Annotated in this window: 24 protein-coding genes and 3 tRNA genes; 11 read left to right on the top strand and 16 right to left on the bottom strand. The window is 32.1% G+C overall.

The genetic code is table 11. From position 1 onward, the window contains the following. Window positions 1–30 precede the first annotated feature (30 nt). Together B3792_RS10410 and B3792_RS10405 are read left to right on the top strand one after the other, a co-directional pair. The gene (locus B3792_RS10410) at window positions 31–2,718 is read left to right on the top strand and encodes a PD-(D/E)XK nuclease family protein (protein ID WP_291069539.1); all 2,688 of its coding nucleotides are present in this window, start codon (window positions 31–33) and stop codon (window positions 2,716–2,718) included. 138 nt (window positions 2,719–2,856) lie between these two features. Next, on the top strand, window positions 2,857–4,125 hold the full coding sequence (locus B3792_RS10405) for a dicarboxylate/amino acid:cation symporter (protein WP_291069538.1): 1,269 nt from the start codon (window positions 2,857–2,859) through the stop codon (window positions 4,123–4,125). 85 nt (window positions 4,126–4,210) lie between these two features. Here the strand turns inward: B3792_RS10405 and B3792_RS10400 are convergent, their stop codons facing one another. Together B3792_RS10400 and B3792_RS10395 are read right to left on the bottom strand one after the other, a co-directional pair. Continuing rightward, window positions 4,211–4,528 carry a GNAT family N-acetyltransferase gene (locus B3792_RS10400; RefSeq protein ID WP_125350400.1) on the bottom strand — a complete coding sequence of 106 codons (318 nt, stop codon included), beginning with the start codon at window positions 4,526–4,528 and terminating at the stop codon, window positions 4,211–4,213. 102 nt (window positions 4,529–4,630) lie between these two features. Further along, the gene (locus B3792_RS10395) at window positions 4,631–5,752 is read right to left on the bottom strand and encodes a metallophosphoesterase (protein WP_311394751.1); all 1,122 of its coding nucleotides are present in this window, start codon (window positions 5,750–5,752) and stop codon (window positions 4,631–4,633) included. A 266-nt stretch (window positions 5,753–6,018) separates the two neighbouring features. Here B3792_RS10395 and B3792_RS10390 point away from each other — a divergent pair, with 266 nt between their 5' ends. Beyond that, the gene (locus B3792_RS10390) at window positions 6,019–7,266 is read left to right on the top strand and encodes a GTP-binding protein (RefSeq protein WP_284583857.1); all 1,248 of its coding nucleotides are present in this window, start codon (window positions 6,019–6,021) and stop codon (window positions 7,264–7,266) included. A 245-nt stretch (window positions 7,267–7,511) separates the two neighbouring features. On the opposite strand, the gene B3792_RS10385 is transcribed toward B3792_RS10390, so the two are convergent. From B3792_RS10385 to B3792_RS10360, 6 genes are all read right to left on the bottom strand, one after another. After that, the gene (locus tag B3792_RS10385; RefSeq protein ID WP_284583858.1) at window positions 7,512–8,519 is read right to left on the bottom strand and encodes a cytochrome d ubiquinol oxidase subunit II; all 1,008 of its coding nucleotides are present in this window, start codon (window positions 8,517–8,519) and stop codon (window positions 7,512–7,514) included. A gap of 2 nt (window positions 8,520–8,521) precedes the next feature. After that, window positions 8,522–9,859, bottom strand: a complete 1,338-nt coding sequence (locus B3792_RS10380; RefSeq protein ID WP_114999963.1) for a cytochrome ubiquinol oxidase subunit I — start codon at window positions 9,857–9,859, stop codon at window positions 8,522–8,524. 104 nt (window positions 9,860–9,963) lie between these two features. Continuing rightward, window positions 9,964–10,323 (bottom strand): hypothetical protein, encoded by a 360-nt coding sequence (locus B3792_RS10375; protein WP_125350396.1) that lies wholly within the window; start codon window positions 10,321–10,323, stop codon window positions 9,964–9,966. Window positions 10,324–10,341: 18 nt separating this feature from the next. Then, window positions 10,342–11,343 (bottom strand): acyl-ACP desaturase, encoded by a 1,002-nt coding sequence (locus tag B3792_RS10370; protein WP_286495596.1) that lies wholly within the window; start codon window positions 11,341–11,343, stop codon window positions 10,342–10,344. A gap of 9 nt (window positions 11,344–11,352) precedes the next feature. Beyond that, the gene (locus tag B3792_RS10365) at window positions 11,353–12,087 is read right to left on the bottom strand and encodes a lysophospholipid acyltransferase family protein (protein WP_125350403.1); all 735 of its coding nucleotides are present in this window, start codon (window positions 12,085–12,087) and stop codon (window positions 11,353–11,355) included. Window positions 12,088–12,151: 64 nt separating this feature from the next. Beyond that, on the bottom strand, window positions 12,152–12,553 hold the full coding sequence (locus B3792_RS10360) for a hypothetical protein (RefSeq protein ID WP_221855789.1): 402 nt from the start codon (window positions 12,551–12,553) through the stop codon (window positions 12,152–12,154). Window positions 12,554–12,654: 101 nt separating this feature from the next. On the opposite strand from B3792_RS10360, the gene B3792_RS10355 reads away from it, so the two are divergent. Then, complete coding sequence (locus B3792_RS10355) at window positions 12,655–12,906, top strand: hypothetical protein (RefSeq protein WP_219034183.1); 252 nt, start codon at window positions 12,655–12,657, stop codon at window positions 12,904–12,906. 369 nt (window positions 12,907–13,275) lie between these two features. Here B3792_RS10355 and B3792_RS10350 read toward each other — a convergent pair whose 3' ends face one another. The 4 genes from B3792_RS10350 to B3792_RS10335 form a co-directional block, all read right to left on the bottom strand. Beyond that, entirely contained in the window at window positions 13,276–13,581 is a 306-nt protein-coding gene (locus tag B3792_RS10350) for a hypothetical protein (protein ID WP_180906354.1), read from the bottom strand. Window positions 13,582–13,730: 149 nt separating this feature from the next. Further along, window positions 13,731–13,804: transfer RNA gene (locus B3792_RS10345), tRNA-Arg, on the bottom strand. A 27-nt stretch (window positions 13,805–13,831) separates the two neighbouring features. Beyond that, a tRNA-Pro gene (locus B3792_RS10340) sits at window positions 13,832–13,906 on the bottom strand. Between the two features lie 30 nt (window positions 13,907–13,936). Next, a tRNA-Ser gene (locus B3792_RS10335) sits at window positions 13,937–14,020 on the bottom strand. A 145-nt stretch (window positions 14,021–14,165) separates the two neighbouring features. Here B3792_RS10335 and B3792_RS10330 point away from each other — a divergent pair. From B3792_RS10330 to B3792_RS10300, 7 genes are all read left to right on the top strand, one after another. Continuing rightward, entirely contained in the window at window positions 14,166–15,080 is a 915-nt protein-coding gene (locus tag B3792_RS10330; RefSeq protein ID WP_291047089.1) for an N-acetylmuramoyl-L-alanine amidase, read from the top strand. Window positions 15,081–15,236: 156 nt separating this feature from the next. Next, window positions 15,237–15,611 carry a VOC family protein gene (locus B3792_RS10325; RefSeq protein ID WP_038333665.1) on the top strand — a complete coding sequence of 125 codons (375 nt, stop codon included), beginning with the start codon at window positions 15,237–15,239 and terminating at the stop codon, window positions 15,609–15,611. A 71-nt stretch (window positions 15,612–15,682) separates the two neighbouring features. Continuing rightward, window positions 15,683–15,862 (top strand): hypothetical protein, encoded by a 180-nt coding sequence (locus B3792_RS10320; protein ID WP_185655206.1) that lies wholly within the window; start codon window positions 15,683–15,685, stop codon window positions 15,860–15,862. A gap of 3 nt (window positions 15,863–15,865) precedes the next feature. Next, entirely contained in the window at window positions 15,866–16,432 is a 567-nt protein-coding gene (locus B3792_RS10315) for a pentapeptide repeat-containing protein (protein ID WP_180906343.1), read from the top strand. Between the two features lie 429 nt (window positions 16,433–16,861). Next, window positions 16,862–18,094 carry a hypothetical protein gene (locus B3792_RS10310; RefSeq protein ID WP_114999950.1) on the top strand — a complete coding sequence of 411 codons (1,233 nt, stop codon included), beginning with the start codon at window positions 16,862–16,864 and terminating at the stop codon, window positions 18,092–18,094. A 37-nt stretch (window positions 18,095–18,131) separates the two neighbouring features. After that, window positions 18,132–19,664, top strand: coding sequence for an MFS transporter (locus tag B3792_RS10305; RefSeq protein WP_180906341.1), 1,533 nt, complete (start codon window positions 18,132–18,134; stop codon window positions 19,662–19,664). Between the two features lie 14 nt (window positions 19,665–19,678). Next, on the top strand, window positions 19,679–19,906 hold the full coding sequence (locus B3792_RS10300) for a DUF6814 family protein (RefSeq protein ID WP_125350389.1): 228 nt from the start codon (window positions 19,679–19,681) through the stop codon (window positions 19,904–19,906). 242 nt (window positions 19,907–20,148) lie between these two features. Here B3792_RS10300 and B3792_RS10295 read toward each other — a convergent pair whose 3' ends face one another. The 4 genes from B3792_RS10295 to rpsO form a co-directional block, all read right to left on the bottom strand. Then, window positions 20,149–20,880 carry an MBL fold metallo-hydrolase gene (locus B3792_RS10295; protein WP_038333657.1) on the bottom strand — a complete coding sequence of 244 codons (732 nt, stop codon included), beginning with the start codon at window positions 20,878–20,880 and terminating at the stop codon, window positions 20,149–20,151. Between the two features lie 96 nt (window positions 20,881–20,976). Continuing rightward, the gene (locus B3792_RS10290; protein ID WP_038333656.1) at window positions 20,977–23,139 is read right to left on the bottom strand and encodes a S46 family peptidase; all 2,163 of its coding nucleotides are present in this window, start codon (window positions 23,137–23,139) and stop codon (window positions 20,977–20,979) included. Between the two features lie 251 nt (window positions 23,140–23,390). Next, window positions 23,391–25,577, bottom strand: a complete 2,187-nt coding sequence (locus B3792_RS10285; RefSeq protein ID WP_038333655.1) for a polyribonucleotide nucleotidyltransferase — start codon at window positions 25,575–25,577, stop codon at window positions 23,391–23,393. Window positions 25,578–25,717: 140 nt separating this feature from the next. After that, the gene (gene rpsO, locus B3792_RS10280; RefSeq protein WP_038333654.1) at window positions 25,718–25,987 is read right to left on the bottom strand and encodes a 30S ribosomal protein S15; all 270 of its coding nucleotides are present in this window, start codon (window positions 25,985–25,987) and stop codon (window positions 25,718–25,720) included. Window positions 25,988–26,222: the final 235 nt, after the last annotated feature.

Below are 26,222 nucleotides of genomic sequence, written 5' to 3'. Positions count from 1 at the left end.
TACAACAACTCAACGAAAGAAAATTTCAAAATGGCTCAATTCATAGAAAATGTTGTAAAAGATTTAGTCCAAAATCAAAAAAACTTTATCAACACCACTTTAGTTTTACCAGGAAAACGTCCCATGTTATTCTTCAAACAAGAATTTCAGCGTCAAGCGCAAAATATCATTCTTCCACAAATGAAAAGTATCGAAGAATTGATGAGCGAACTTTCTGGTTTAGAAATTATTTCTGGAATTAATCTATGGTTCAAAGCGTATCAAGCCTATAAAAAAATCGTTGACAAGCCTGATTCTTTCGAAGATTTTATCAAATGGGGACCAACTGTTTTGAAAGATTTCGATGATATCGATGCTTCTTTGCAACCTGCGCATAAAGTTTTAGACTATTTGATTTCGGTAGAACGAATTAGTCAATGGGGAGATGGAAAAATTGAGATTGGGAAAAATGAAATCATTCAAAATCACTTAACGTTTTGGGGAATTGTTTCAAAATTATATTTTCAATTACAACAAGATCTGTTGGATTCGAAAGAAGGTTATGCTGGGATGGTTTTTAGAATCGCAAGTGAAAAGGTTGAAGAGATTGTCGAAAACAGAACTTCACATTATGTTTTTGCTGGTTTTAATGCCTTGACAAAAGCAGAACAAGCACTAATTTTTCGATTAGAAAAAGAAAAATTAGCCACTTTATATTGGGATGCAGATAAATATTATTACGAAAATCCGAATCAAGAAGCTGGTTCTTTTCTAAGAAAATACAAAGAAAAAATAAAACCTATCAATTGGGTGGTTGATGAATTTTCGAGACCAAAAAATTTACAGACAATTGGTGTTGCAAAACAAGTTGGACAAGCAAAATATATTGCAGATTTAATTAGAAATCTCAACGAAGATGAGATAAAAAATACCGCGTTGATTTTGGCTGATGAATCTATTTTACCAGCAATTCTCAATTCGTTGCCCGAAAATATCACACATCTCAACATTTCGATGGGAATTCCGTTACGTTCTGTTCCGTTAGCGCAATTTTTCAAATCAATTTTTGAGTTGCAAATGAATCGGGAGAAGTTAGGAAAAGGAACCATGTTTTATTTCAAAAATGTCTTACAAATTCTTGAAAATAAAACATTATCTCTTTTTAGCACAGAAGAAAGTCGAAGATTAATCGGTGATATTCGTTTACAAAATAGAATATTTAATTCTCAAAATTCGATTCAAAATGCCTTAAGAGAATCAATCTTTAAATCTATTTTTCATATTCCGAAAAGCATCACTGAATTTATTCATCATCTAAAAAATTGGACAGACGAATTACTGCATCATCCTTCGATGAACGATTTGTTGACAAAAGAATATTTGTTCTTTTTCAAAAAAGTTTTCAATCAATTGCACGAAAATTTGTTGAGTGTTGATGATATCAAAGATTACAGAACCTTGTTTTTATTGTACAATAAAATCGTTTCTTCCGAGACAATTTCCTTTATTGGAGAGCCTTTGAAAGGTTTACAATTGATGGGATTATTGGAAACTCGTTTATTGAATTTCGATAATATTATCATGACTTCTGTGAATGACGAAATTTTGCCTTTGGGACGACAAAACAATACATTTATTCCGTATGACATTCGCAAACAAATGAAATTGAATACATTTACCGAAAATGATTCGATTTATGCATATCACTTTTATCGTTTGATTCAGCGTGCGAAAAACGCTTATTTCGTGTACGATACCGAAGCTGACGGAATGGGTTCTGGAGAAAAATCTCGCTTTTTGGCTCAAATCAAATTTGAAAGTAATCACGAAGTGAAAGAAACTTTTGCTGCTCCAAGTTTTGTTACAAAACCTTTGAAAGAAATCATTGTTCCTAAAACTGACGAAACAATGGCTAAACTTCAAAATTGGGCTGAATATGGAATTTCACCTTCTTCACTTTCGACATATTTACGCAATCCGTTAGATTTTTATGAACAACGTGTTTTTAATGTAAATGAAGTCGAAGAAGCCGAAGAAATTGTAAGCGCAAGAACGTTAGGAAACATTGTACACGGAGCTTTAGAGGATTTGTACACGCCTTATATTGGACATATTTTGCATGAAAATGATTTCAAAAATATCGAAAAAATAAAAGATAAAACCTTACAAAAACATTTTAGCAAAGAATATAAAGATGGGCATTTAGATAAAGGACCAAATTATTTGATTTATAAAATTGCAGAGCGAATTGTAGATGGCGTTTTGTCTAAAGATACAACTACTGCAAAAGAAAATGAATTTGTTATTCGAGCTTTGGAGAGCAAGCTCGAAGTTGATTTTACACTTACAAATGGCAAAATTGTAAAACTGAAAGGGGTGATTGATAGAATTGATTCTGTCAATAATCAAACTCGAATTATTGATTACAAAACTGGTTATGCGAAAGATATTTCGGTTAAAACCGAAGAAATAGAAACCGTTTACAAAAAAGAAGATAAAGCCAAACAATTGCAATTAATTTTCTATGCTCATTTATTTTATGCAGACAAAAAAAATCTAAATAAAGACATTGAATTGTGTATTTATCCGATCAAATTTCCAAATAAAGATTTAATTAAACTTTCGGTTGATAAAAATACAACCATCGATTATTCGATTGTCGAAAATTCTACCGCACCGATGTCAACATTAATAGAAGAGATTTTAAATCAAGAAATTCCGTTCAAACAACCAGAATAGTACTCAATACACCATAAAGAAAACCCTTTGTAAACACTACATACAAAGGGTTTTATATTTTATTTGGTGTATAAATTGATTTATATTCTTAATAATTTGCTAAAAAATAGTAGTTTTGGAAAAGTTTAAAATCGCATAATGAAAAACAATAAACTTTTTATAGCTATTATTATTGCCCTTCTTATCGGGGTTGCGCTTGGAGGATATGTACATTATAATACCTCGCCAGAATTTATTAAAACATTTTCGACTAACATAAAACTTCTTGGTACTATTTTTATTCGTCTTATTCAGATGATTATTGCGCCTTTAGTTTTCTCAACATTAGTAGTTGGTATTGCTAAAATGGACGATATGAAAATGGTTGGACGTGTTGGTGGACGTGCAATGGGGTGGTTTATCACAGCTTCACTTACTTCTTTGGTGATTGGTGCTATTGTTATCAATGTAATGAAACCTGGAGAAGGATTGAACATTGAAATCGATTCAAGTTCTGCTCAAGATTTATTAAAAGGTCAAGCTTCGCTTACATTAGAACATTTCATTACACACATGATTCCTAAATCTGTTTTCGAATCATTTGCAACGAATGAAATCTTACAAATCGTTGTTTTCTCTATTTTCTTTGGTGTCGCAATGGCAGCTTATGGAAAAGAAGGAGAAATGATTACGAAAGCGTTAGACAAAATTTCACATATCGTTTTAATCATGGTTGGATACGTAATGTGGACTGCGCCATTAGGAGTTTTAGGAACTATTTCTGCTGCTATTGCTACGTACGGATTCGGAATATTCTTACTTTATGTTAAATATTTAATCGCCTTTGTAATTGGTATTTTACTTCTTTGGGCTGTTTTAATTTTGGTTGGATATTTCATCTTAGGAAAACGAGTAATCGACTTATTAAAACATATCAAAGCGCCTTTATTAATCGCTTTCTCTACAACTTCATCAGAAGCTGTATTCCCAAAATTAGTAGAAGAATTAGAAAAATTTGGAGCGCAAAAGAAAATTATTTCGTTTACTTTGCCGCTCGGATATTCCTTCAATTTAGATGGATCAATGATGTACATGACGTTTGCGTCGTTATTTATCGCGCAAGTTTATGGAATTCACATGCCGATCGAGAAACAAATTTTGATGTTATTGGTCTTAATGCTTACTTCAAAAGGTGTTGCAGGTGTGCCAAGGGCTTCATTAATTGTAGTGGTTGCAACTTGTTCGATGTTTGGAATTCCGCCAGAAGGAATCGCATTGATTTTACCTATCGACCATTTCTGTGATATGGCTCGTTCGATGACGAATGTTCTTGGAAATGCTTTATCGACTGTTGCGGTTGATAAATGGGAAGGACACGTGGCAATTGAACAAACATATACGCACGATGATGATCATCACAAAGCTTAAATAAAAATTGCTTTTCAAAAATATAACAAGAAATGCGACCTTTATCGGGTCACATTTCTTGTTATAATCTCATTTCGTTAACTGATTACAATTCGTTATATTTCGGAAATTTAGGATGAACAATTCGTTTCCATTCCGGATGCTTTTTGATGTAGGCATACACATAAGGACAATACGGAAACAAAGGATTTTTATGTTCCTCCAAATAAACCAATGTTTTTTCTACCAAAGCAGCCGCAACACCTCTTCCTCCTAATTCTTCAGGAACTTCGGTATGAATCAATTTGATGATATCATCTTCTTGTTTATAATCTATAAAAGCGATGTATCCATCAACATTCAACTCAAAGCGTGAAGTTGATTCATTTTTTACAACCAGTAAAGGAATTAATTCTTCATTCATATTATTTCTTTTTTTATGACAATAATCCGATAAAAATCTGTTTTCAGAATTGATATACATCAAAAAAGCAACCAAAAATTTTGATTGCTTTTTCCTACTATTCTATGCTGATTTCAATTCTATTAACGTAATTTCTGGCCAAATCCCAACTCTTCCAGGATAAAAATGATAACCAAAACCACGATTTACATTGATAATTTTTCCTTCAAAATCATAAAATCCTGCCCATTGCGGATACACATATTGCGCAGGACTCCAACGCAAACCAATTTTCGGAACTTCAATTCCCAACTGCATTCCATGCGTATGTCCAGACAAAGTCAAGTCAAAATGTTTGGGATGATTCTTCAAAATTTCGTTCCAATGCGAAGGATCATGTGACATTACAATTTTAAAATCCTCTGCATTTACATAATTCGAAGCTACATCAATATCACCTAATTTCTTAAATCGTGTTCCCCAATTCTGAACGCCAATCAACGCAATTTTTTCACCACTCTTTGTAATAAATCGGTTTTCATTTAATAATAATTTCATTCCAATCTTAGGGAAAATCGCTTTGATTTTCTCAAAATTATCTTGCTTTTCTTCCTCCGTTTTCCAATCCGAATATTCACCATAATCATGATTTCCTAACACTGCAAAATTACCATGCGGCGCTTGTTTTATTTTCGAAAAAACATCGTACCATTTGTCCATTTCCCAATGAAAATTATTCACAATATCTCCCGTAAATAACAATATATCAAACTCTTGTTGATTGATTAAATCGACTGCATATTCTATCTTTTCTCGATTATCCAAACTTCCCGAATGAATATCTGTAATATGTAAAATCTTGAAACCGTCAAACGATTTTGGTAAACGTTGATAAGCCAATTTTTTCTTGATTACTTTGAAATTATATTTTCCAATTGTCATTCCATAAATCAAACTAAAAAAAGGTATTGAAGCCACTGTTAATCCAGAAATCATTACAAATTTTCGGCGAGAAGGTAAATAAGAATCTTCTTTTGTTGGATGATTTGTTGCACGATTAAATAGCCAACCAAATCCTCTAAAAATATCTTGAACAAGAAAAAATAAAAACATAATCAATCGCGGAAAACCAAACAACATAAACAGACCTGTTGCCCACATTGTCGTTTGCGTTTGACCGACATTACGATCAAAAAAGATTAAATTATATCCAAAATTACCCAAAACAAGTAACCACAAAAGCATATTCCCGAAAAGAATATACTTATTTTGAATGAATTTTTTAAAATTATAATACAGGTAAATTTCAAGTACGATTGAAATAATTATTGACGTGATAACACTATAAACAAACATTATTTTATTTGATTTTGAACAAAAATAAAAGAAATCTTTCTAACAGTGATTTATTATTAAATTCTTAACAGAACATTATAAAATTTATAGATGATTCTACACAAAAATTTGCGTGATAAAAACGTAACTTTGTAGCATATTTTTAAGCATAAATTATGAAAAATAGACTACCTGTAACGGTACTTTCTGGATTTCTTGGAAGCGGAAAAACGACACTTCTTAATCATATATTACACAATAAAAAAGGACTAAAAGTAGCAGTTATCGTGAACGATATGGGCGCAGTAAATATTGATGCGCAAATGGTTTCTCGCGAAAATGATTTAATTCAAACGGATGAAAAATTGGTTGAATTAAGCAACGGTTGCGTTTGTTGTGAATTACGAGAAGATTTGATCGTAGAAATAGAGAAGTTGGCACAATCAGGGAAATATGATTATTTGGTTATCGAAAGTTCTGGTATTTCTGATCCAGGTCCTATTGCGCAGTCATTGGATTTTGTTTCGCCAGATGGTAAAATTGATTTGCCAAAAGTTGCGCGTTTAGATACGTTGGTAACTGTAGTTGACGCTTATAATTTCTTCAAAAATTTAGGAACTGATGAAGATGTTTTTGATCGTGGTTTCACAGAAAATAGAGACGATAATCGTCCGATTGTAAATCTTTTAATCGATCAAATTGAATTTTCGAATGTGATTATTCTAAATAAAATGGATTTGGTTGAAGAAGAAACGTTGATGAATATTGAAGCGTTTGTGACAAAATTAAATCCTTCTGCTAAAATAATTCCTGCAAGTTTTTCTCACGTTGAATTAACTGAAATTTTGAATACCAATCTATTCGATTTCGAAAAAATTCAGGATATAGACGCCTGGGTAAAATTATTAGAAGAGCAAGAAAAAGAGGAACATCACCATCACCATCATCACGACCATGATCAAGAATGTGGCGAACATTGTACACACGAACACCACGATCATTTGGAAGAAAAATATGGAATGACTTCTTTTGTTTACAGACAAAAAATTCCATTTCATGCAGAACGTTTTTTAACCTATTTGAATGATAATTTTCCAGCAACAATTTACCGTTCAAAAGGTTTATTTTGGTTAGCAAATCGTCCTGATGAAGCTATTTTCTTGAGTCAAGCTGGTGGTAGTATCCGAATTGATCCTGCGGGGGCTTGGTGGTGCTCGATGCCATATGACGAAAGAATTCAGTTTGCAGCGTATCAATTTAATCAAAAAACGATTGAAGCCAAATGGTCGAAAGAATGGGGAGATCGAATGATAGAACTTGTTTTCATTGGACAAGGTTTGGATAAAGAAAAAGTTACACAAGAATTAAACTCTTGTTTGCTGAATGAGCAAGAAATTGCTGAATGGCAAGCAAAACATAATTAAAATAAAAGAGCCTTATTTCGAATTGAAATAAGGCTCTTCTCTTATCATCCTTGTTCTAAAGATTTAAATAGATTTATTTCATTTATCAAATTCACTTGTTCTTTTCTAAGGCTCGGTTAATTACAAACAGCTATGTTTATCCTATCCCGAGGACTCAGTTGATTGTAAACAGATGTGTTTGTAATAAAATCTTCTTGACAAACATTACAAACAAGTATGTTTGTAATAAAATTTGGAACGGATATTTATATTTTTTGTTTTTGATTGAATGAATAAATCAAGTAAAACAAGAATGGTAAAATAAATATCGAGCCGAGTAATAATGCCCAAGCTAACATATTTATCGTACTCAACGCACCGTAATCTGTTAATAAAGATAATGTTGAACCATCTTTAAATAATACCAAATTTGGAAAATGCGAATAAGTTGCCGCAAATAAAATCATCATCACAATAATTCCTGCGTAAACTTTCAACAAAGAATCCTTCGCTTTATTTAAGGCTGAAAGTAATAATACAATCGAAATTGAAGCAATTGCAATTGCGATATAACCGTAAATTTCTGATGTTATCCAACTAAATAATGGAATGTTTTTCCAAAGTGAAACTGCAAATACCAATGCACCAGCAACAAAAATTAAAGCTGTATAAAGCTTCGCACGTTTTCTTAAAATCACTTTATCTTCTTCGTTTTTAACAGTTTGAATTGAATAAACCGAAGCCAAGAAAGCACAAATCACAACAGTAAAAATTCCAACTGAAAAATTAAACCAACTTAGCCACGAAAATATATATGCATCTTGAAACGAAAATGCATTATCATCAATACTTCCTGAAACGATAGATCCTGCAATTATTCCCAAAAACAAAGGCGTCACAACACTTGAATAGGTAAAAATGACATCGTACAGATTGTGCCATTTATCATTGATTGCATCATAATTTCTAAACGTAAACGATGTTCCACGCGCTATGATTCCTAACAACATAATCACTAACGGAATATGTAAATAATTAGAAACATCTGCATAAACCTTAGGAAAACCGACAAACAAAATTACAATGGCAATGATTAACCACATATGATTTGCTTCCCAAATAGGTCCAATCGAATTGTACATAATCTTCTGCGTACGTTTTTTGTAACTCTTTTCAGAGAATAATTCGACAATTCCAGCACCGAAATCTGCTCCACCTAAAATTAAATATAAACAGATGGCAACCCACAAAAATGCTATTACTACGTAAATCATACTTAATGTTTTTCTGGTTTATAATTTGGATCTTCTGGATCGTAAAGCTTCGCAACCATTTGTATTTGTCGATTCATTAAGAACACTAAAATAATGGACAATGTAATGAATACAAACGTGAAAATGTAAAACGAATATTGTATTCCTGGCATTGGCGTGATGGAATCTACCGTTCGCATAATTCCGTAAATAATCCACGGTTGACGACCGACTTCTGTTACCGTCCAACCTGCTTCTAAAGCGATGTATCCGAAAGGTGTCGCAATCATAAACAATTTATAAAACCAGCGTTTTGTTCGCCAATCTTTCTTAAAAAATTGCGCAATCAAATAAATAACAGCTATTCCCATCATCAACATTCCGAATGTTATCATAATCTGAAAAGCATAATGTACAACTGCCACAGGCGGCCATTCATCTTTCGGAAATTCTTCTAGACCTTTTACAGGTGTTTTGAAATCTGAATGAACCAAGAAACTCAATACACCCGGAACTTTTATCGCATATTTAATCTCTTCTTTTGATTCGTCCACTATTCCACCCAAAACAAATGAAGCACTTTCTTCTGTTTTGAAATGCGCTTCCATCGCAGCCAATTTAATCGGTTGACGTTTTGCTACATCTTTCGCCGAAATATCACCACTCAAAGGTGCTAACATTGCTGCTGTAATCGCTAAAACAGAACTAATTTTGAATGCTTCGCGATGAAAATTTACATTCTTACCTTTCAAAATAAGATAAGCATGTAAACCCGCAACCGCAAATCCAGTCGCACAAAAAGCTGCAATTGTCATGTGCAACGCTTGTGAAAACCACGCATCGTTGAACATAGCTTTTACAGGATCTATGTTTAAATATTCGCCATTTATAAAATCGAAACCTGACGGAGAATTCATCCAAGCATTTGCAGCAACAACCAAAATCCCTGAAGCTAAACCACTAATCCCTACAATTACACCACAAATCCAATGAAACCATTTATTGAATTTGTCCCAACCATAAAGGAAAAAACCTAAAGCAATGGCTTCAATAAAAAAAGCTGTTCCTTCTAACGAAAATGGCATTCCGAAAATTGGTCCAGCGTGTTCCATAAATTTAGGAAACAATAATCCTAACTCAAACGAAAGCATTGTACCAGAAACTGCTCCCGTAGCAAATAAAATTGCAACTCCCTTACTCCAAGCTTTGGTTAACCCTTTGTAAATTTCGTTTTTAGTTTTGAGGTATTTGTAGTGAGCGATTGCCATCATAAACGGCATCACCATTCCAACACACGAAAAAACAATGTGAAAGGCAAGCGACATCGCCATTTGACTTCTGGCAGCAATAAAATCGTCCATAAGTAGTTGTTTATAATTTGTTTGTTGGTTAAAGTTACTAAATAAAAAGAGGCAATTCGATTTTGAATTGCCTCTTTTTATATGATTTTGATTATATGTGATTTTCAAAAATTATTCAAATAATCTACATTCGGTATTTGATAAACTTTATTACTATCAAAATTTTTAATTTTATTACCCCTTACCATAATTCTTTTAGTTCCAGACTCTGTTGAAAAAATAATTTGAAAATCTTCATCAAAATTTTTAGAATCTATTTGTTTAGCTTTATTTAAAATAACTAAAAGTTGTTTTATCTGATTGTCATTTAATTGTTTTATTTCTGAAAATTTTCCATTTGAATTACTATCAGGTCTTTCTAATATAACTTCTTTAATTTCATTAATATTAGATGGATAATTTAACCTATCAATATTTGAACATGAAATTATAAATAGAAAAAGTAAAACAATCTTGATATACATCTTAATAAAATTGATTTTCTATTTAGCTGTCGCAGGAACTAACCACTTGAATTGTGGTCCTACTTCAGGAATTACAATACGTTGCGAAATTCTATCCATTCTATCTGGGAATTTCATGATATAATCTCTTGCTTTTTCAGCCTCAGCATTCAATCCAGAGATTTTATCTAATTGCCAAGCTTCAATTAATTTTCGCATAATATCGATGTAATCAAACGCTGTGTACACATTAATGCGTTGCGCTGCATCTGAAAACGCATCAAACAAAGTTCCTCTTTCTTCACCAGAAGCTCTTAAGAAATGCGCTGGCATTACAATTTTAAGTTTGAACATATGTTGAACAGCTAACATCATTTCAGAAGGATCAGCTTCGAAGATACGACGAACGAACTCTGTGTAAGCTAAATGGTGACGCATTTCATCTCCTGCAATAATTTTACACATACGCGATAATTTTTTCGCTCCGTATTTTTTTGCAATTGCTGATACATTATTGTGCGATACATAAGTTGCTAATTCTTGAAAACTTGTGTAAACAAAGTTTTTGTAAGGATCGTGTGCTGTTCCAATGTCGAAACCGTCATTTATCAAATGTTGCGTTGTTACTTCAACCTCGCGCATATTGATACGTCCTGATAAATACAAAAATTTATTCAAAACATCACCGTGACGATTTTCCTCTCCTGTCCAATGGCGAATCCATTTTGCCCAACCATTTTCTAGGTAATTTCCTTCTTCATCTACCACACCGTCCATTTGCATCAACCAAGATTCGTAGGTTGGCAAAGCTTCCTCGGTAATGGTATCACCAATCAATGTAATCCAGAAATCATCTGGCAAATCTTTCGAAAGCTCTTGTAATTCTTTGATTTCGTCAAAAAAAGAATCTGTTTGAGAATTCGGTAAAAAATCTGTTGGTTGCCAAATTTTATCGGCTGGAACTAAGAATTTGTCCATATAAGCATCAATATCTTTCTCAAGAAATTGCATTACTTCCAGGCGAACATTATTTATTGACATATAATTATTTTATGCGGTTATACTACTTTTTACAGTTTTTTCGGTAAGCTCGAATATTTCATCAAACTTATAGTCACTCACTTTTAAGGGTTTATGGTATTGTATCGTTACTTTCGCGCCCAAATACATCGGGAATTTACCCCACTTTTCTATTTCCCACGTATTATTTAGCGTAACGGGAACAACATAAGCGTCTTTAGCATATTTCGTCAAAACTTTCAATCCATTTTCTTTGAAAGCCTTTGGTACTCCATTTTTGCTTCTTGTACCTTCTGGAAAAATAATAGCTGAATAATTATTTTTCTGAATGTATTGCGCTAATTTTTTTATTTCCTCTATTGCTTGTTTTCCGTTCTTACGATCGATTAATGCAGAACCTCCATGCGTTAAATTGTACGATACACTGGGAATTCCTTTTCCCAATTCTATTTTCGAAATAAACTTAGGATGATAATCAGCCAAATCATATTCCAACGGAGAAATATCATACATACTTTGGTGATTACTCACAAAAATCAATGGTACATTTTGTTTCAAATTTTCTCTTCCTTTATAGGTATACGTTGTACCTAAAATTCTTGTCCAAAAAACCAAAAGACCATTCATCACTTTTACACTTTTGTGATGAGCAGCATAACCTCCCAAATTGTAGCACAACCATTGCACAACATGCATTACCAACAACGTTAATCCATAAAAAATATAAAAGATTATAGATAACGGATAACTTAAAATTTTCTTCAACATTAGAAATTTAGACAAATTTAATAAAAAATTATGCTAAGCATAATATATTTTTCTAGGCGATTTACTTTATTAATTTCAAAGTTAACTTTTCTTGATGAGCTTCATCATAAAAAGTAATTTGATTTGATGATTTTACTTTAAAATATGCAGTTTTTTGCAAATTTTGAATCAAATTTTGAGGAATTTCGCAATCAGAATTCACTTGTTTTAAATGATTAAAAATTATAGCTTGATCTATTTTGGTATAATCAGCCGTAATAATTCCGCAAACCGTTTTCATTACCATTTTTTTCGTTGCATCTTCAAAAATAATGTAATCTCCTCCATCATTTATATTCCATTTACCCGACAAATCGCTAATTTCTGAAGTCACAACTTTAGTTTCGGAAACTGTTTTGGTTGGTAAACAACTTGTTAATCCTAAAACAAAAAACAAAAGTATTGCTTGAATTGTATATTTCACGTGGTTTTATTTGTAACGAAGGTAGAAATATTTTGAATATTACGGATTGATTTTTTAAATATTCAATTTTATTAAGAAATTTGTTCTCTAAATAAGAAACAATGGCGAACACAAAGAAAGGAGAAGTTTTTACTGATCAAAATAACATCAAAAAAGTAAAAATAGAACGAAAACCAAGTTTTCCTAAAATCTATATTTTAACCGATGATTGTCAATTCGTGGAAGATGGTTTGTACGAATTAGATTTTTTTGAAACGCCAAGTGTGACTAATTTCAAATCTAAATTGAATCCAACTATTCCTGCAATTAACTTTAAACAATTGAGTGAAAAAGGAAAAGATTTTTTACAATAATATGCTGAAATAATTTTCTCTAAAAACACAATTAAATAACAACACAATATCCATTGTTGAAAAAATAGAATTCTACATTTTTTCTCCTACTTTCCTTCGAGGTTTCTTCGACCGTTGTTCGACGNNCGTCGAACAACGGTCGAAGAATGGTCGAACAACAATCGAACAAACTAAAAAACAACTAAAAATTCATATCGCTCAAAACGATGATAAATAGAGGCATAAAAAAGAATTTTTCTTTTTACTAATTGAATAAATAATGATAGGACAAATACGGACACAAAAAATGTTTTTTTTATAATTATTCTAACTTTTTAGTATCTTTATGAATCTTCGTTTTTTGAAAAATCAATAAAAGACGAAAATTTATTAAAAACTTCCTCCGAAATTAGCACCTTCAAATAGTTTTAAAATTCCAAAAAAAGGAATAAAACTTAAAAGTAATACAAGATATAATATCCTATTTTTATAGTTAAAAATAATGGATATTACTGAAAAAAGTGGACATAAAATAAAAGACCCAAATCCAGTAATAGCTATAAAATCGAACATAAAATTTTGATTTCTTGCTATTTCAGTTCCATCAATACTATACATAACAATAAAGCATAGAAAGAAGAATATTGTCAATCCTATAAATACTCTTGATATGTTGATTTTGGTTGGCTGATTCATACAATTTATTTGAATAAAAATAAGTAAACTTTACAGAAAGCATCTCACTGAAAATAGTGATTTACAATTTTGCTTAAAATTTGATTGTATTGAAGCAGTAATAAACAAAAAACCCATACTGATAATCAGTATGGGTTTTCTTTAGATTGTGATCCAGTCAGGATTCGAACCTGAGACCTACTGCTTAGAAGGCAGTTGCTCTATCCAGCTGAGCTACTGGACCAATCCAAAATTCTATTACTAAAATTCGTCGGGGTGGCAGGATTCGAACCTGCGACCTCCTGCTCCCAAAGCAGGCGCGATGACCGGGCTACGCTACACCCCGAGTGGTGTTTTATTTCTAGCTTTAAAAAAGCGGAGAGACAGGGACTCGAACCCTGGCATCGGTTTCCCGATGACAGATTAGCAATCTGCTCCATTACCGCTCTGGCACCTCTCCTAACTTTTAAAAATAAGACTGATTAGTCTCATAAAGCGGTTGCAAATATATATTGACTTTTATTGCAAAACAAGTCTTTTTAGAAAAAAAATTAAATTATTTGGCTTAATTTTGGCTATTCAAAAGACTATTTAGAACTAAAAGAATGAATTTTAAAGGATTAGTATTTTCGGCAATTTCTTGTTTTTTTATTTTGGCTAGTTGTGCAACTAAAACAGTTCCACCAAAAACAATTACAAAAGTAATTCGTGACACAGTCATTATCAATTCAAAAACAGATCAACCGGAAATGACTCGAGCTGCAAAACTCGACAAGTACAAGGTGACAACAGATTATTATCCATCTATTTCGCAAGATGAACGTGTACGATTTTTAGTGTTACACTACACAGCAATCAACACAGAGTTATCGTTAAAAGTATTGACTCAGAAAGATGTAAGTGCACATTATTTGGTAAATGATTATGATGACAAAACAATTAATCTTTTAGTTGACGAAACAAAACGTGCATGGCATGCAGGTGTTAGTAGTTGGAAAGGATTGGATAATATAAACTTTTCTTCTATTGGTATCGAAATCGTTAATCTTGGAAACAAAGGAACGGATGCTTATCCAAATTACACGCCTTATCCAGATTATCAAATCAAAAAAGTAGGTGAATTGACACAAGATATTGTAAAACGTTATAATATTTCTCCTTTTAATGTAATTGGGCATTCTGATGTTGCGCCAGGAAGAAAACCAGATCCGGGTCCACTTTTCCCTTGGAAAAAATTATATACAGATTACGGTGTTGGTGCTTGGTACGATGATACAGACAAGTATGTATTTTTGCAACAATATCCTTGGGATACAACAAGTTCCGTTTTTATCACACAAGTGCAAACTGATCTTAAGAAATATGGGTACAACGTTCCTACAAATGGAATGATAGACGCGCAAACAAAAAATGCAATTGTGGCATTTCAGATGCATTTCCGTCCAGAAAAATACGATGGAGTTGTAGATGCTGAAACTTGGGCAATCTTGAAAGCATTAAACAAAAAATATAATCCATAAATCAATTTTGATTTATAGTATGAAACTCCTACGTGTTAGGAGTTTTTTATGGAATAAACTTTCAGTAAAATAATATGAATAAATAGCTTAATTTTCATTAAAAATGGAATTGAGAGTTAAGAAAAATTGAAGTAATTTTATCCAAAATAATATAACATGGCTTTTAAAAGTTTGCGCCCAATTATTTGGACGAAAGATTTACAAAAAACAACAAAATTCTATAAAAAATTAGGATTTAAGATTGCTGATCAAAATGAAGATTGGATTTGGGCTTGCTTGCAAAAAGACGATGTAGAAATTATGTTGGCTTATCCAAATGAAGGAGCAGATTTTGAACGAGCTAATTTCACAGGTTCTTTTTATTTTGTTGTAGACAACGTAGACGAGTTGTGGAATCAAGTAAAAGATGATTGCGAAGTTGTATATGAAATTGAGACCTTTGAATGGGATATGCGCGAGTTTGCAATCTACGACAACAATGGTTATATCTTACAATTTGGACAAGAAATAGAAGTTACATTCGAAGATTAATTATGATCTCAAAACGATATTACAACATTATTTTAGCGATAATTATTCTTATTATTCCAATTGTTTTTTACATGATTATTAACACTATGGTTAGTATAAAATATGAAACCGACGGAGTTGACACTTGTATTTCTACTGTAACAGGAAAAAATCTTTGTTCGCAAATCGATCAACTAAAAGTTACTATTTATATTGACATGATTGTGATGATTTTCTGGTTAGCCTTAAGAAACTTAATCGTAAAAAAATAACTTATGGATTATCATTTCGAAGAAAAATTTGAACAAATTAATTTCTCAGAAAATCAAAATATATCTGGTGAATACGAGAATTGCGAGTTTATAAATTGTGATTTGAATGGATTAGATTTAAGCGATATCAAATTTATTCAATGTCAATTTATCGAATGTAATTTGAGTAATGTAACTTTAGAAAACACAAGCTTTCAGCAAGTTGAGTTTATGAATTGTAAAATGATAGGTTTTAATCTCGAAAATTCGAACAAATTTGGGTTAAGCATTTCATTTGAAAATTGTACGTTAAACGACTCATCTTTTTATGAATTACCGCTAAAAAAGACAAAGTTTAGCAATTGTTCTTTACAAAATGTAGAATTTTCTTTCGCAGATCTTAGTCAAGCTTATTTTATGAATTGTAATTTGGCTCACACCATTTTCTATCAGACCAATTTAAAGCAAGCCAACTTCAAAACGGCTTATAATTTCACGATAAATCCGAATGATAATCAATTGAAAGGCGCGCAGTTTTCCAAAGAAAATTGTGTTGGATTATTAGATTATCTTAGAATTACAATAAATTAAAAAAAGGTTTCGAATAAAATCGAAACCTTTTTTATGCTTTCTACTTATACTATTCTAATCAGAATAAATAATTTCAGATTATATTTTACTAAATCATAACATTTTAGAATAAATTACTTCTATATTTTATCAATTAGTCAATAATTATTTCTTGATTTAATAAATAATAAGATTATTATTGCATCTTTTTTTGATAAATTTTCTGAAATAAATCCAACTCAGATTATCAACTTAAAACTTTTCTTGACATTTTTTTAAGAAATTAAAAAAAATATTAGCGTATTATTTACACTAATAAAATAAAAAAGAAATTCTTTATCAAAAAAAGCATTATTATTATTCAATACATTATTTTAGATAAACTTAAGTCTATTAATTAAGTCAATACAAAATCACAAATAATGTACAACTAACACCATTTATTAAAAAATGAAAAAAATTTTTGTCGCAATTGCTCTACTATCCATTTTTGGAGCCACGGAATTGAAGGCTCAATATGCTTCTGAATATGACGGCGGTTTGGTCGTTAAATTAAATCCAGAAGGAAGTAAATATGTCCGATTTATTCTTTGGGGACAAACTTGGTTTCAGGATTACGAAGGAAAACACGCCAATGATGGATTTTCTATCAAACGAGCGCGCGTTCTTGCTTATTCACAAATCAATGATCGATTTATGATTTTAACACATTTTGGTGCAAATGGAATCTATGATAATAATCTTTCTCCGATGGGAAAAAGTACAGATGTATCGTTTTTCTTGCATGAAATGTTTTTACAATATAAGGTAACAAACAATTTAGCAATTGGTGCTGGAGTTCACAATTTTGGTGGAATTTCTCGTGGAAATGGTCAAGGTTCTATCAATATGTTGACCTTAGATAATAACAGAGCTGACTGGTCAACACTTGGTTTGTCTGATCAATTTTCAAATCATTTGGGAATGTTTGCAAAAGGGCGAATTGGAAAACTGAATTATCGTTTAGCATTAAGTGATGCTATTACTAATACTTTAGATGGAAACTCTTCGACAGTTTTAGAAAACGGACAAGAAAAGTATTTAGGAAAAGCGATACTTGGAGAAGGAAAATATGCGGTTTCAGGATATTTTGATTATCAATTTTTAGATCAAGAATCAAATGCTTTACCTTATCGCGTTGGAACCTATTTAGGAACTAAAAAAGTATTTAACATCGGAGCAGGATTTTTCAATCAAAGTAATGCAATTGTCAAAAAAGAAAATGATAATTTGATTGGAGAAAATGTAACTCATCTTGCTGTTGATGCTTTTTATGATGCGCCAATCGGAAAATCTTCTTCGATAACAGCTTATGCGAAATATCAAAATTCGGACATGGGCGAAAATTATGTACAAGGAAATGTTGTAGGAGATGGAAATCAGTTTTCTGGACATGTCGGGTATTTATTGCCTAAAAACATCAAAGAAGGAGAAGGAAAATTCCGTAATAGAATTCAGCCGTATGTAGGATATTCTTACAGAGATTTCAAAGGTCTAGTAAAGCCTGCAAACGAATTAAAATTAGGTGGAAACTGGTACATTGATGGTCAGAATGCTAAAATTTCTGTAGAATATCAAAAATCTTTCGATCAACCAAAACACATGGACGACATGATAACAATACAAGCAATGATATTATTATAAAAAAACACACAAGAATTAACACAAAAACACATTATTTATGAGCGAAACTGCTAACAAAAAAACAATCTGGAAAGTGATTGGTGCTTCCTCGATGGGAACGCTAATTGAATGGTATGACTTCTTTATTTTTGGAAGTTTAGCTGTTGTAATTTCTACTAAATTTTTCCCTGCTGACAATCCTACAGCTGCCTTTTTATCAACATTAGCAACATTTGCTGCTGGATTTGTTGTACGTCCATTTGGCGCGTTATTCTTTGGTCGATTAGGAGATATTATTGGTCGTAAATATACATTTATGGCAACTTTAGTATTAATGGGAGGAGCAACTTTTTTAATAGGATGTATTCCATCTTACGAATCAATTGGTTTTATCGCACCTTTATTAGTATTAATCTTACGTTTATTACAAGGTTTAGCACTTGGAGGCGAATATGGAGGTGCTGCAACATACGTAGCAGAACACGCACCAGACGGAGAAAGAGGATATTGGACTTCTTGGATACAAACCACTGCAACAGTTGGTTTATTTGTTTCGTTATTGGTTATTTTATTAACGAAAACATTATTATCAGAAGAGCAGTTTGACCTTTGGGGATGGCGAGTTCCATTTATCTTATCAATCTTAATGGTTTACGTTTCATATTTGATTCGTAAAAATATGGACGAATCGCCAGCTTTCAAAAAAGCAAAAGATGAAGGAACAACTTCTAAAAATCCTTTGAAAGAATCTTTCGGGAATCGTTACAATATGAAATTCGTTTTATTAGCACTTTTTGGAGCTGTGATGGGACAAGGAGTTGTGTGGTATACAGGTCAGTTTTACTCGATGAGTTACATGAAAACGGTGATGAATGTAGAATCTGATCAAGTAGATTCTTTGTTAGGAATTGCTTTATTATTTGGTACACCTTTCTTTGTGTTCTTTGGATGGCTGAGTGATAAAGTTGGTCGAAAATGGGTGATGTTAATCGGAATGATTGTCGCTGTATTCTCGTATCGACCAATTTACGAATCAATGTATCAAACAACAAATCTTGAAAATAAAGAAGTAATTGCAGCACAAACAATTGAAAAAGCTGAAATCAAAAATGTTGACGAAAAATCTGATTCTATTTATACAATTCAAAAATCATTTACAGATGGCACGACTTATAAACAAGTTACAACGCTTCATTTAGAAAATGGTCAAGCAAAAATTGTAGATGGAAAAGTAAGTGAAATTGTAAAAAAATCGACACATATTAATAGTGGTGATAAATGGAAATTAGTTGGATTAATTTGGATTCAAATTATTTTTATCACAATGGTTTATGGTCCAATTGCTGCGTTCTTAGTAGAAATGTTCCCTGTTAAAATTAGATATACATCGATGTCTTTGCCTTACCACGTAGGAAACGGAATTTTTGGAGGTCTTTTACCTGCTGTTTCTACTTATTTGGTAACAAATGCCAAAAACAACGGAGATCCACAGTTTTACTTAGAGGGTCTTTGGTATCCTATTGGAATTGCGGCTGTTTGTTTTATCATCGGAGCAATTTATATCAGTAATAAAGACAGAAATGTTAACTAAAAAACTAATTAGAAATGGAAACAATTAAAAAAATATTAGGAATCGTTTGGATCGCATTATCACTTGTTTTAGCCTACTTTTGTATCATGGAATTTGGAATTCCAAAATTATCATCAGGTTCGCAAGATGATTTAGTATTCGGAATTATTATTCTATTTGTCCTTACACCAATTATAGTTATTGGAATGGCACTTTTTGGATATTATGCTTTACTCGGCGAATATAGCGAAGAAAAAATGTAAAAAACTACACACGAAATCCTCAACACATGTTGGGGATTTTTTATATAAAATGTATTTTCAATAAACGTTTTTATTAAATCCATAAAAAACAAATCATAAAACGTTAATATCTTTTTAAGAGTTTTAGCATAGTTTATGTCAATTAATTTTAAAATCAACAAAGGTACTCGAAGTTAAACTGAAATATAATTCAAATACAAAAAACCTTGCAAATACAAAGCTTTTCATTTATAATATAATTTCTAAAATTGTTTTATATCTGTTCTTTTTCCGTGATAGAAAAGTATTTTCCAGTGTTCTGTTTTCGCATCAACTTCCCACCGCAAACGATCTTCCATCGCTTTTACACCATCTACATCATTCTTGAAAGCAGCATGATATTTAAAATAATTTAATTGAGGTAGATTGTCAGCTCCATAAAATACAATTTCATCATTTTCTTTGATCCAAAAAACTTGTTGAAACGGAACGTGTCCTCCTGTTACTTCGAATTTGATATTATCCGTTATATTTCCACTATCATCATTCATCCATACAATATTTTTGAATGATTTCAACTTTTCTAAACGATCATAGTTATAAGAATTATTTGTTTGAACAACCGCATAATCATACTCGCGTTGTTGAATATAAATTTTTGCTTCAGGAAAGTTACATACAAACTGATCCCCTACCCAATTTCCAATTCCGTTGATATGATCTTTATGTAAATGCGAAATCAATACTTTCGTAATTTGATTTGGATTAATATTATATTCGCGTAATTTTTTTAGAATGATAGGTTCACAATCTACTTCAGTTCCGAAACCACAATCAATCAAAATATTTTCATCTCCAATTTGTATCAAAAATGGACGAACAATAAGATTATATCCGTCAGCGGGATTTTTAACATCAATATTATCACCTAAATAATGAAACTCTTTTTTTGCATCAACATGAAAAACACCTTCTAAAAGAGGAATAACTTTCATTTACTTTTATTTTTTACAAAGGTAATTCGTTTAGATTCTCTCTACAAAAAAAGGCTTCCAAAATAGGAAGCCTTAAAAATTATTCTGATTCAAATCTTATTTTACAATTGTCATTTCATCAACGATGTGTTTTGCTCCAGCAAATTTATCAACAACCCATAAAACATAACGAATATCTACAGAAATCGTACGTTGTAATTTAGGATCAAAGATAACGTCACCAGCCATTGCTTCAATGTTTCCGTCGAATGCAATACCGATTAATTCACCTTTACCATTCATTACCGGAGAACCAGAGTTACCTCCTGTAATATCATTGTTTGATAAGAAATTTACGTGTAAATATCCATCTTTATCTCCATATTGTCCATAATCTTTCGCTTTCGCTAAATCTAATAAACGTTGTGGATTTTCGAACTCTTCGTCACCTGCGATGTGTTTTGCAACTGTACCTTCTAATGTTGTGAAATAGTTAGAAGCAACATCTGGTTGACGTTTTGGATTTGTACTTTTTGGTAAATTTTGAATAGAACCGTAAGTTAAACGTAACGTAGAGTTAGCATCTGGATATAAAATATTTCCGATTTTAGACTCACGTAAACCTTTTACCAATAAACGGAAGTTTTTAGAATAAACATCATTCAATTTTGCTTGTTCATCAGTTTGCTTAGAAGCTCTTTCTACTAAAGCATTTGACAAAACATATAAAGGATCTTTTTTCAAGACTTCTACATCTGGAGAAATTAAGAAATTCTCAACTTGTTTTTGATCAGCGAAGAAACTTCTTTCAACAGCATCATTTACATAAGCTGTAAAGTTCTTGTTATTTTGCTTCGCTAAATCAGCAACATAAGGCGCTAAACCAGCTTCGCTCGCTTTAGAAGCATAAAGATTTAATTGAGCAGCCAATAAATCTTTTTCTAAAGGTAAATACATTTTTTCGTAATATGCATTGATTGCATTCTGAATTTTCGGACGCATTTCATCACGTTTTGCATCATTCGCTGCTGCATAGTTTTCTAATGCTTTTCCAATAGAATATGGCGCACTTGCTAAAGTTGAGTAACGCAATAAAATGTTGATGTAATTGTTATGACGAGCATCTAAATTTGTTTTCGCATAATAATTATTCAAATTCGAAACAACATCACCATATTCGGCTTTGTTTGCTCCTTTTTGAGCCCATTTATTGAATTTTTCTTCTTCTTTTGTTTTCTTCGCAACAGTTCCGTGAAGTTTTAAAGCTTCGATCATTCCATCACGATTTTTCCAATAGTTCGCAACTCCAGCATATTTAGAAGCATAATCAATATTTACTTTTTGATTTTGCTCCATATATTTTTTCATTTGATCCATTGTCACTTTAGAAGCTTCAACCCATGCAGGATAAGCGTACTCTACATTTTGAGCAACACCTTGCGCTGGCATCCAACGATTTGTACGACCTGGATAACCTAAAATCATAGCGAAATCATTTGGTTGATATCCTTTTAAAGAAACTGGTAAATGATGTTTTGGTTGCAACGGAACATTGCTTGTAGAATAAGCTGCAGGATTTCCATCTTTGTCACCATATACGCGGAACATAGAGAAATCTCCTGTGTGACGTGGCCATTCCCAGTTATCTGTATCTCCACCATATTTTCCAATAGAACTTGGAGGTGTTCCTACTAAACGTACATCCTCATAGTCTTGGTAAACAAAATAGTAATATTCATTTCCTTGGAAGAATGAACGAACAGAAACAACATATTTTCCGTTTTCACTGTTCTCTTTTTCAATTTTTGCAATCTCTTGGTTAATCGCTTTTTCACGATCTAACTCAGACATTTTATCATTTACAACACCTAAAATACGTTTAGAAACATCATCCATACGAACGAAGAAACGTACTTTTAAGCTTTTTGGTTTTAACTCAGCAGCTTTATCTTTCGCCCAAAAACCATCTTTTAAGTAATCATGTTCTGGAGCAGATAATTCAGCAATAGCACCATAACCACAGTGGTGATTTGTCAAAACTAAACCTTGTCCAGAAACCATTTCAGCAGTACATCCACCACCAAATTGTACAATAGCATCTTTTAAAGAGTTATTGTTGATACTATAAATTTCTTCTGAAGTTAATTGTAAACCTTGTTTTTGCATATCACGGTGATTCAGACGCTCGATGAACATCAAAAACCACATTCCTTCGTCAGCTTTCACTTTAAAAGGAAAAAGCATAACCACTAAAAGCGTGGATAATAAAAATTTTTTCATTATTTGTTTGTCTTCAATTTTACGAATTGCTAAAATAATTGATTATCTGAAGTTCTCCTAATCTTTAAGTATTTAATAAAGTTTTACTGAGGTTTTATTGTTAAAAAAAGATTATTTTTATTTAATTAACACAAAATTTGAATCGTGAAAGTAAAAATTAAAATCATTAATCTACTTTAGGTTATGATTGGTTTTATAGAACAAAAAAATCCGAGAAAATCTCGGACTTTTTACTTTATATCAAAACTTAATTAAGCTTCTTTATTATCTTGAGGTTTATCCTCTTTTTTCTCTGCTGATTTAGCAGGTTTTTCTGTTCTCTCTGGTTTTGGCAACAAAGCTTTACGAGATAATTTCATTTTCTTTTTATCATCGTAACCTAAGAATTTAACATCAATTTTATCACCGATGTTTACAGAATCTTCAACTTTTTCAAGACGTCTGTGCTCTAATTCAGAAATGTGAACTAAACCTTCAACTCCTTTTGCAATCTCTACAAACGCTCCAAATGGTTTGATAGATTTTACAACTGAATGATATGTTTCACCAACTTCTGGAACGAAAGCAATTTGTTTGATTCTTTCTACAACACGATCGATGTTTTCTTGAATCACACCATTGATTTCTACACGTCCTGTTGTATCTAACTCAGTAATTGCAATAACTGTTTCAGTTTCTTTTTGCATTTCTTGAATTACTTTTCCTCCAGGTCCGATTACTGCTCCAATGAATTCTTTAGGAATTTCAATTACAACAACTTTTGGTGCATTTGGTTTCAATTGTGGACGAGGTGCTGGTAAAGTTTCTAATAATTTACCTAAAATGTGCTCACGACCTTCTTTTGCTTGTAACAAAGCTGTTTCCATGATTTCCATAGATAAACCTTGTACTTTAATATCCATTTGACAAGCTGTGATACCGTCTGCAGTTCCTGTTACTTTAAAGTCCATATCTCCTAAGTGATCTTCATCTCCTAAGATATCAGACAATACTGTAAATTTCCCTGATTTAGTATCTGTGATTAACCCCATTGCAATACCTGAAACTGGTTTCTTCATTTGTAAACCAGAGTCCATAATTGCTAATGTTCCTGCACAAACTGTTGCCATAGAAGAAGAACCGTTAGATTCTAATACTTCAGAAACAATACGAACTGTATAAGGACAATCGTCAGGTAACATTTGCGCTAAAGCACGTTGTGCTAAGTTTCCGTGACCAACTTCACGACGAGAAGTTCCTCTTAATGGACGAGCTTCACCTGTTGAGAATGGAGGGAAATTATAGTGTAAAAAGAATTTTTCGTCGAAGTTTGTTACAACTCCATCAACCATATTAGCATCTTTAGAAGAACCTAAAGTTACTGTAGCTAATGCTTGAGTTTCCCCACGTGTGAAGATTGCAGAACCATGAGTTGATGGTAAATAATCAACTTCTGTCCAAATTGGACGAATCGTTTTTGGATCACGTCCATCTAAACGAATTCCTTCGTTTAAGATTAATTGACGTACAGCTTCTTTTTGTACATCGTGGAAGTAAATGTGAGCAAAAGGAGTTACACGAGCTAACTCTTCTTCATCTCCTTCGTATTGAGCTAAGAAATCTGCTTCAACTTGAGCAAATTTATCACCTCTTTCGTGTTTATCAGATGGGTGTTTAGCGATATCATAAAATTTATCATATCCATAAGCCCATACTTTTTCGCGAATTTCTTCGTCGTGTGTTTCGTGGCTATATTCACGTTTTGGTAAAGATTTACCTACTTTCGCTGCTAAACTTTCTTGTGCTTCAATTTGTTTTTTAATCTCAGCATGAGCAAATTCAATTGCGTCTAACATTTCACGTTCAGAAATTTCGCTCATCTCCCCTTCTACCATTACAACAGAATCTTTAGAAGCACCAACCATAATGTCGATATCTGCTTGGTCTAATTGTTCTTTTGAAGGATTAATCATTAACTCACCATTCAAACGAATAACGCGAGCTTCTGAAATTAATGTGAAAGGAATATCTGTAATTGCAATGGCTGCTGATGCAGCTAAACCAGCTAAAGCTTCTGGCATTACATTTTTGTCGTAAGAAATAAGTGAGATCATGACCTGAACCTCAGCATGAAAGTCTTCTGGAAACATTGGGCGTAAAACACGGTCTACAAGACGCATTGTTAATACTTCATCATCTGATGGTTTTGCTTCTCTTCTGAAGAAATTCCCTGGGATGCGTCCTGCAGCGTAAAATTTTTCTCTATAATCTACTGTTAAAGGTAAAAAATCTACACCTGGATTTGCTTCTTTGTTTGCTACAACTGTAGCTAATAACATGGTGTCGCCCATGCGTACAACCACAGATCCGTCAGCTTGTTTTGCTAATTTCCCTGTTTCGATTGTAATTTCTCTTCCGTCTGAAAGAGTAATTTTTTCTGTGATCGCCTGTGGAATCATTCGTCTTCTTAGTATTTAATTCGTCTAAAGTTAAAGCCGTTTGCTTTAACTGCATTATATAAAGATAAATATCTTATTTTAATTTATAACAAAAAAAAAGGCAATTTCTACGTAATTGCCCTTTTATATTGTGTTTAAAATTACTTACGTAATCCTAATTCAGCGATAATCGCACGGTATCTTGTGATATCTTTTTTCTTTAAGTAGTTTAATAACGCTTTACGCTTACCAACTAACATAACTAATGATCTTTCTGTATTAAAATCTTTGTGATTTTTTTTCAAGTGACCAGTTAAGTGGTTAATTCTGTAAGTGAATAATGCGATTTGCCCTTCTGCAGATCCTGTATCTGTTGCAGATTTACCATGCTTTGCGAATAATTCGCTTTTTACTTCTGATGTTAAGTACATGCCAATATTATTTAATAATTATTATGTAATGAGGTGCAAATGTACAACTATTATATGAAATAATAAACTTTGTACAAAAATAAAAGTGACCGATTGGTTAATTCGGTCACTTTTTAAAAATTTGGTTTAGTTTGATTTAGATAGATAATAGAAAGTGATGTTTTAATTTTCTACTAAATCAGATAGGTTTGTTAGTTGTAAAAGACTTGCTTTCACGATTTTTGGTTGGTAGGTT

The organism is Empedobacter sp. UBA5924 (assembly GCF_002431085.1).
Lineage (GTDB): Bacteria > Bacteroidota > Bacteroidia > Flavobacteriales > Weeksellaceae > Empedobacter > Empedobacter falsenii_B.
The sequence above is the reverse complement of the archived record's forward strand: the minus strand, read 5'-3'. Positions and strand labels throughout refer to the sequence as shown.

Bases quoted from the DNA above. Each gene is read 5' to 3' on its own strand.
- B3792_RS10325 (WP_038333665.1), top strand. From the start codon at position 15,237: ATGGCTTTTAAAAGTTTGCGCCCAATTATTTGGACGAAAGATTTACAA.
- B3792_RS10320 (WP_185655206.1), top strand. From the start codon at position 15,683: ATGATTATTAACACTATGGTTAGTATAAAATATGAAACCGACGGAGTT.
- B3792_RS10395 (WP_311394751.1), bottom strand. From the start codon at position 5,752: ATGCTTTTGTGGTTACTTGTTTTGGGTAATTTTGGATATAATTTAATC.
- B3792_RS10385 (WP_284583858.1), bottom strand. From the start codon at position 8,519: ATGATTTACGTAGTAATAGCATTTTTGTGGGTTGCCATCTGTTTATAT.
- B3792_RS10375 (WP_125350396.1), bottom strand. From the start codon at position 10,323: ATGTATATCAAGATTGTTTTACTTTTTCTATTTATAATTTCATGTTCA.
- B3792_RS10400 (WP_125350400.1), bottom strand. From the start codon at position 4,528: ATGAATGAAGAATTAATTCCTTTACTGGTTGTAAAAAATGAATCAACT.
- B3792_RS10310 (WP_114999950.1), top strand. From the start codon at position 16,862: ATGAAAAAAATTTTTGTCGCAATTGCTCTACTATCCATTTTTGGAGCC.
- B3792_RS10330 (WP_291047089.1), top strand. From the start codon at position 14,166: ATGAATTTTAAAGGATTAGTATTTTCGGCAATTTCTTGTTTTTTTATT.
- rpsO (WP_038333654.1), bottom strand. From the start codon at position 25,987: ATGTACTTAACATCAGAAGTAAAAAGCGAATTATTCGCAAAGCATGGT.
- B3792_RS10410 (WP_291069539.1), top strand. From the start codon at position 31: ATGGCTCAATTCATAGAAAATGTTGTAAAAGATTTAGTCCAAAATCAA.
- B3792_RS10295 (WP_038333657.1), bottom strand. From the start codon at position 20,880: ATGAAAGTTATTCCTCTTTTAGAAGGTGTTTTTCATGTTGATGCAAAA.
- B3792_RS10390 (WP_284583857.1), top strand. From the start codon at position 6,019: ATGAAAAATAGACTACCTGTAACGGTACTTTCTGGATTTCTTGGAAGC.
- B3792_RS10370 (WP_286495596.1), bottom strand. From the start codon at position 11,343: ATGTCAATAAATAATGTTCGCCTGGAAGTAATGCAATTTCTTGAGAAA.
- B3792_RS10305 (WP_180906341.1), top strand. From the start codon at position 18,132: ATGAGCGAAACTGCTAACAAAAAAACAATCTGGAAAGTGATTGGTGCT.
- B3792_RS10355 (WP_219034183.1), top strand. From the start codon at position 12,655: ATGGCGAACACAAAGAAAGGAGAAGTTTTTACTGATCAAAATAACATC.
- B3792_RS10315 (WP_180906343.1), top strand. From the start codon at position 15,866: ATGGATTATCATTTCGAAGAAAAATTTGAACAAATTAATTTCTCAGAA.
- B3792_RS10350 (WP_180906354.1), bottom strand. From the start codon at position 13,581: ATGAATCAGCCAACCAAAATCAACATATCAAGAGTATTTATAGGATTG.
- B3792_RS10290 (WP_038333656.1), bottom strand. From the start codon at position 23,139: ATGAAAAAATTTTTATTATCCACGCTTTTAGTGGTTATGCTTTTTCCT.
- B3792_RS10285 (WP_038333655.1), bottom strand. From the start codon at position 25,577: ATGATTCCACAGGCGATCACAGAAAAAATTACTCTTTCAGACGGAAGA.
- B3792_RS10380 (WP_114999963.1), bottom strand. From the start codon at position 9,859: ATGGACGATTTTATTGCTGCCAGAAGTCAAATGGCGATGTCGCTTGCC.
- B3792_RS10405 (WP_291069538.1), top strand. From the start codon at position 2,857: ATGAAAAACAATAAACTTTTTATAGCTATTATTATTGCCCTTCTTATC.
- B3792_RS10300 (WP_125350389.1), top strand. From the start codon at position 19,679: ATGGAAACAATTAAAAAAATATTAGGAATCGTTTGGATCGCATTATCA.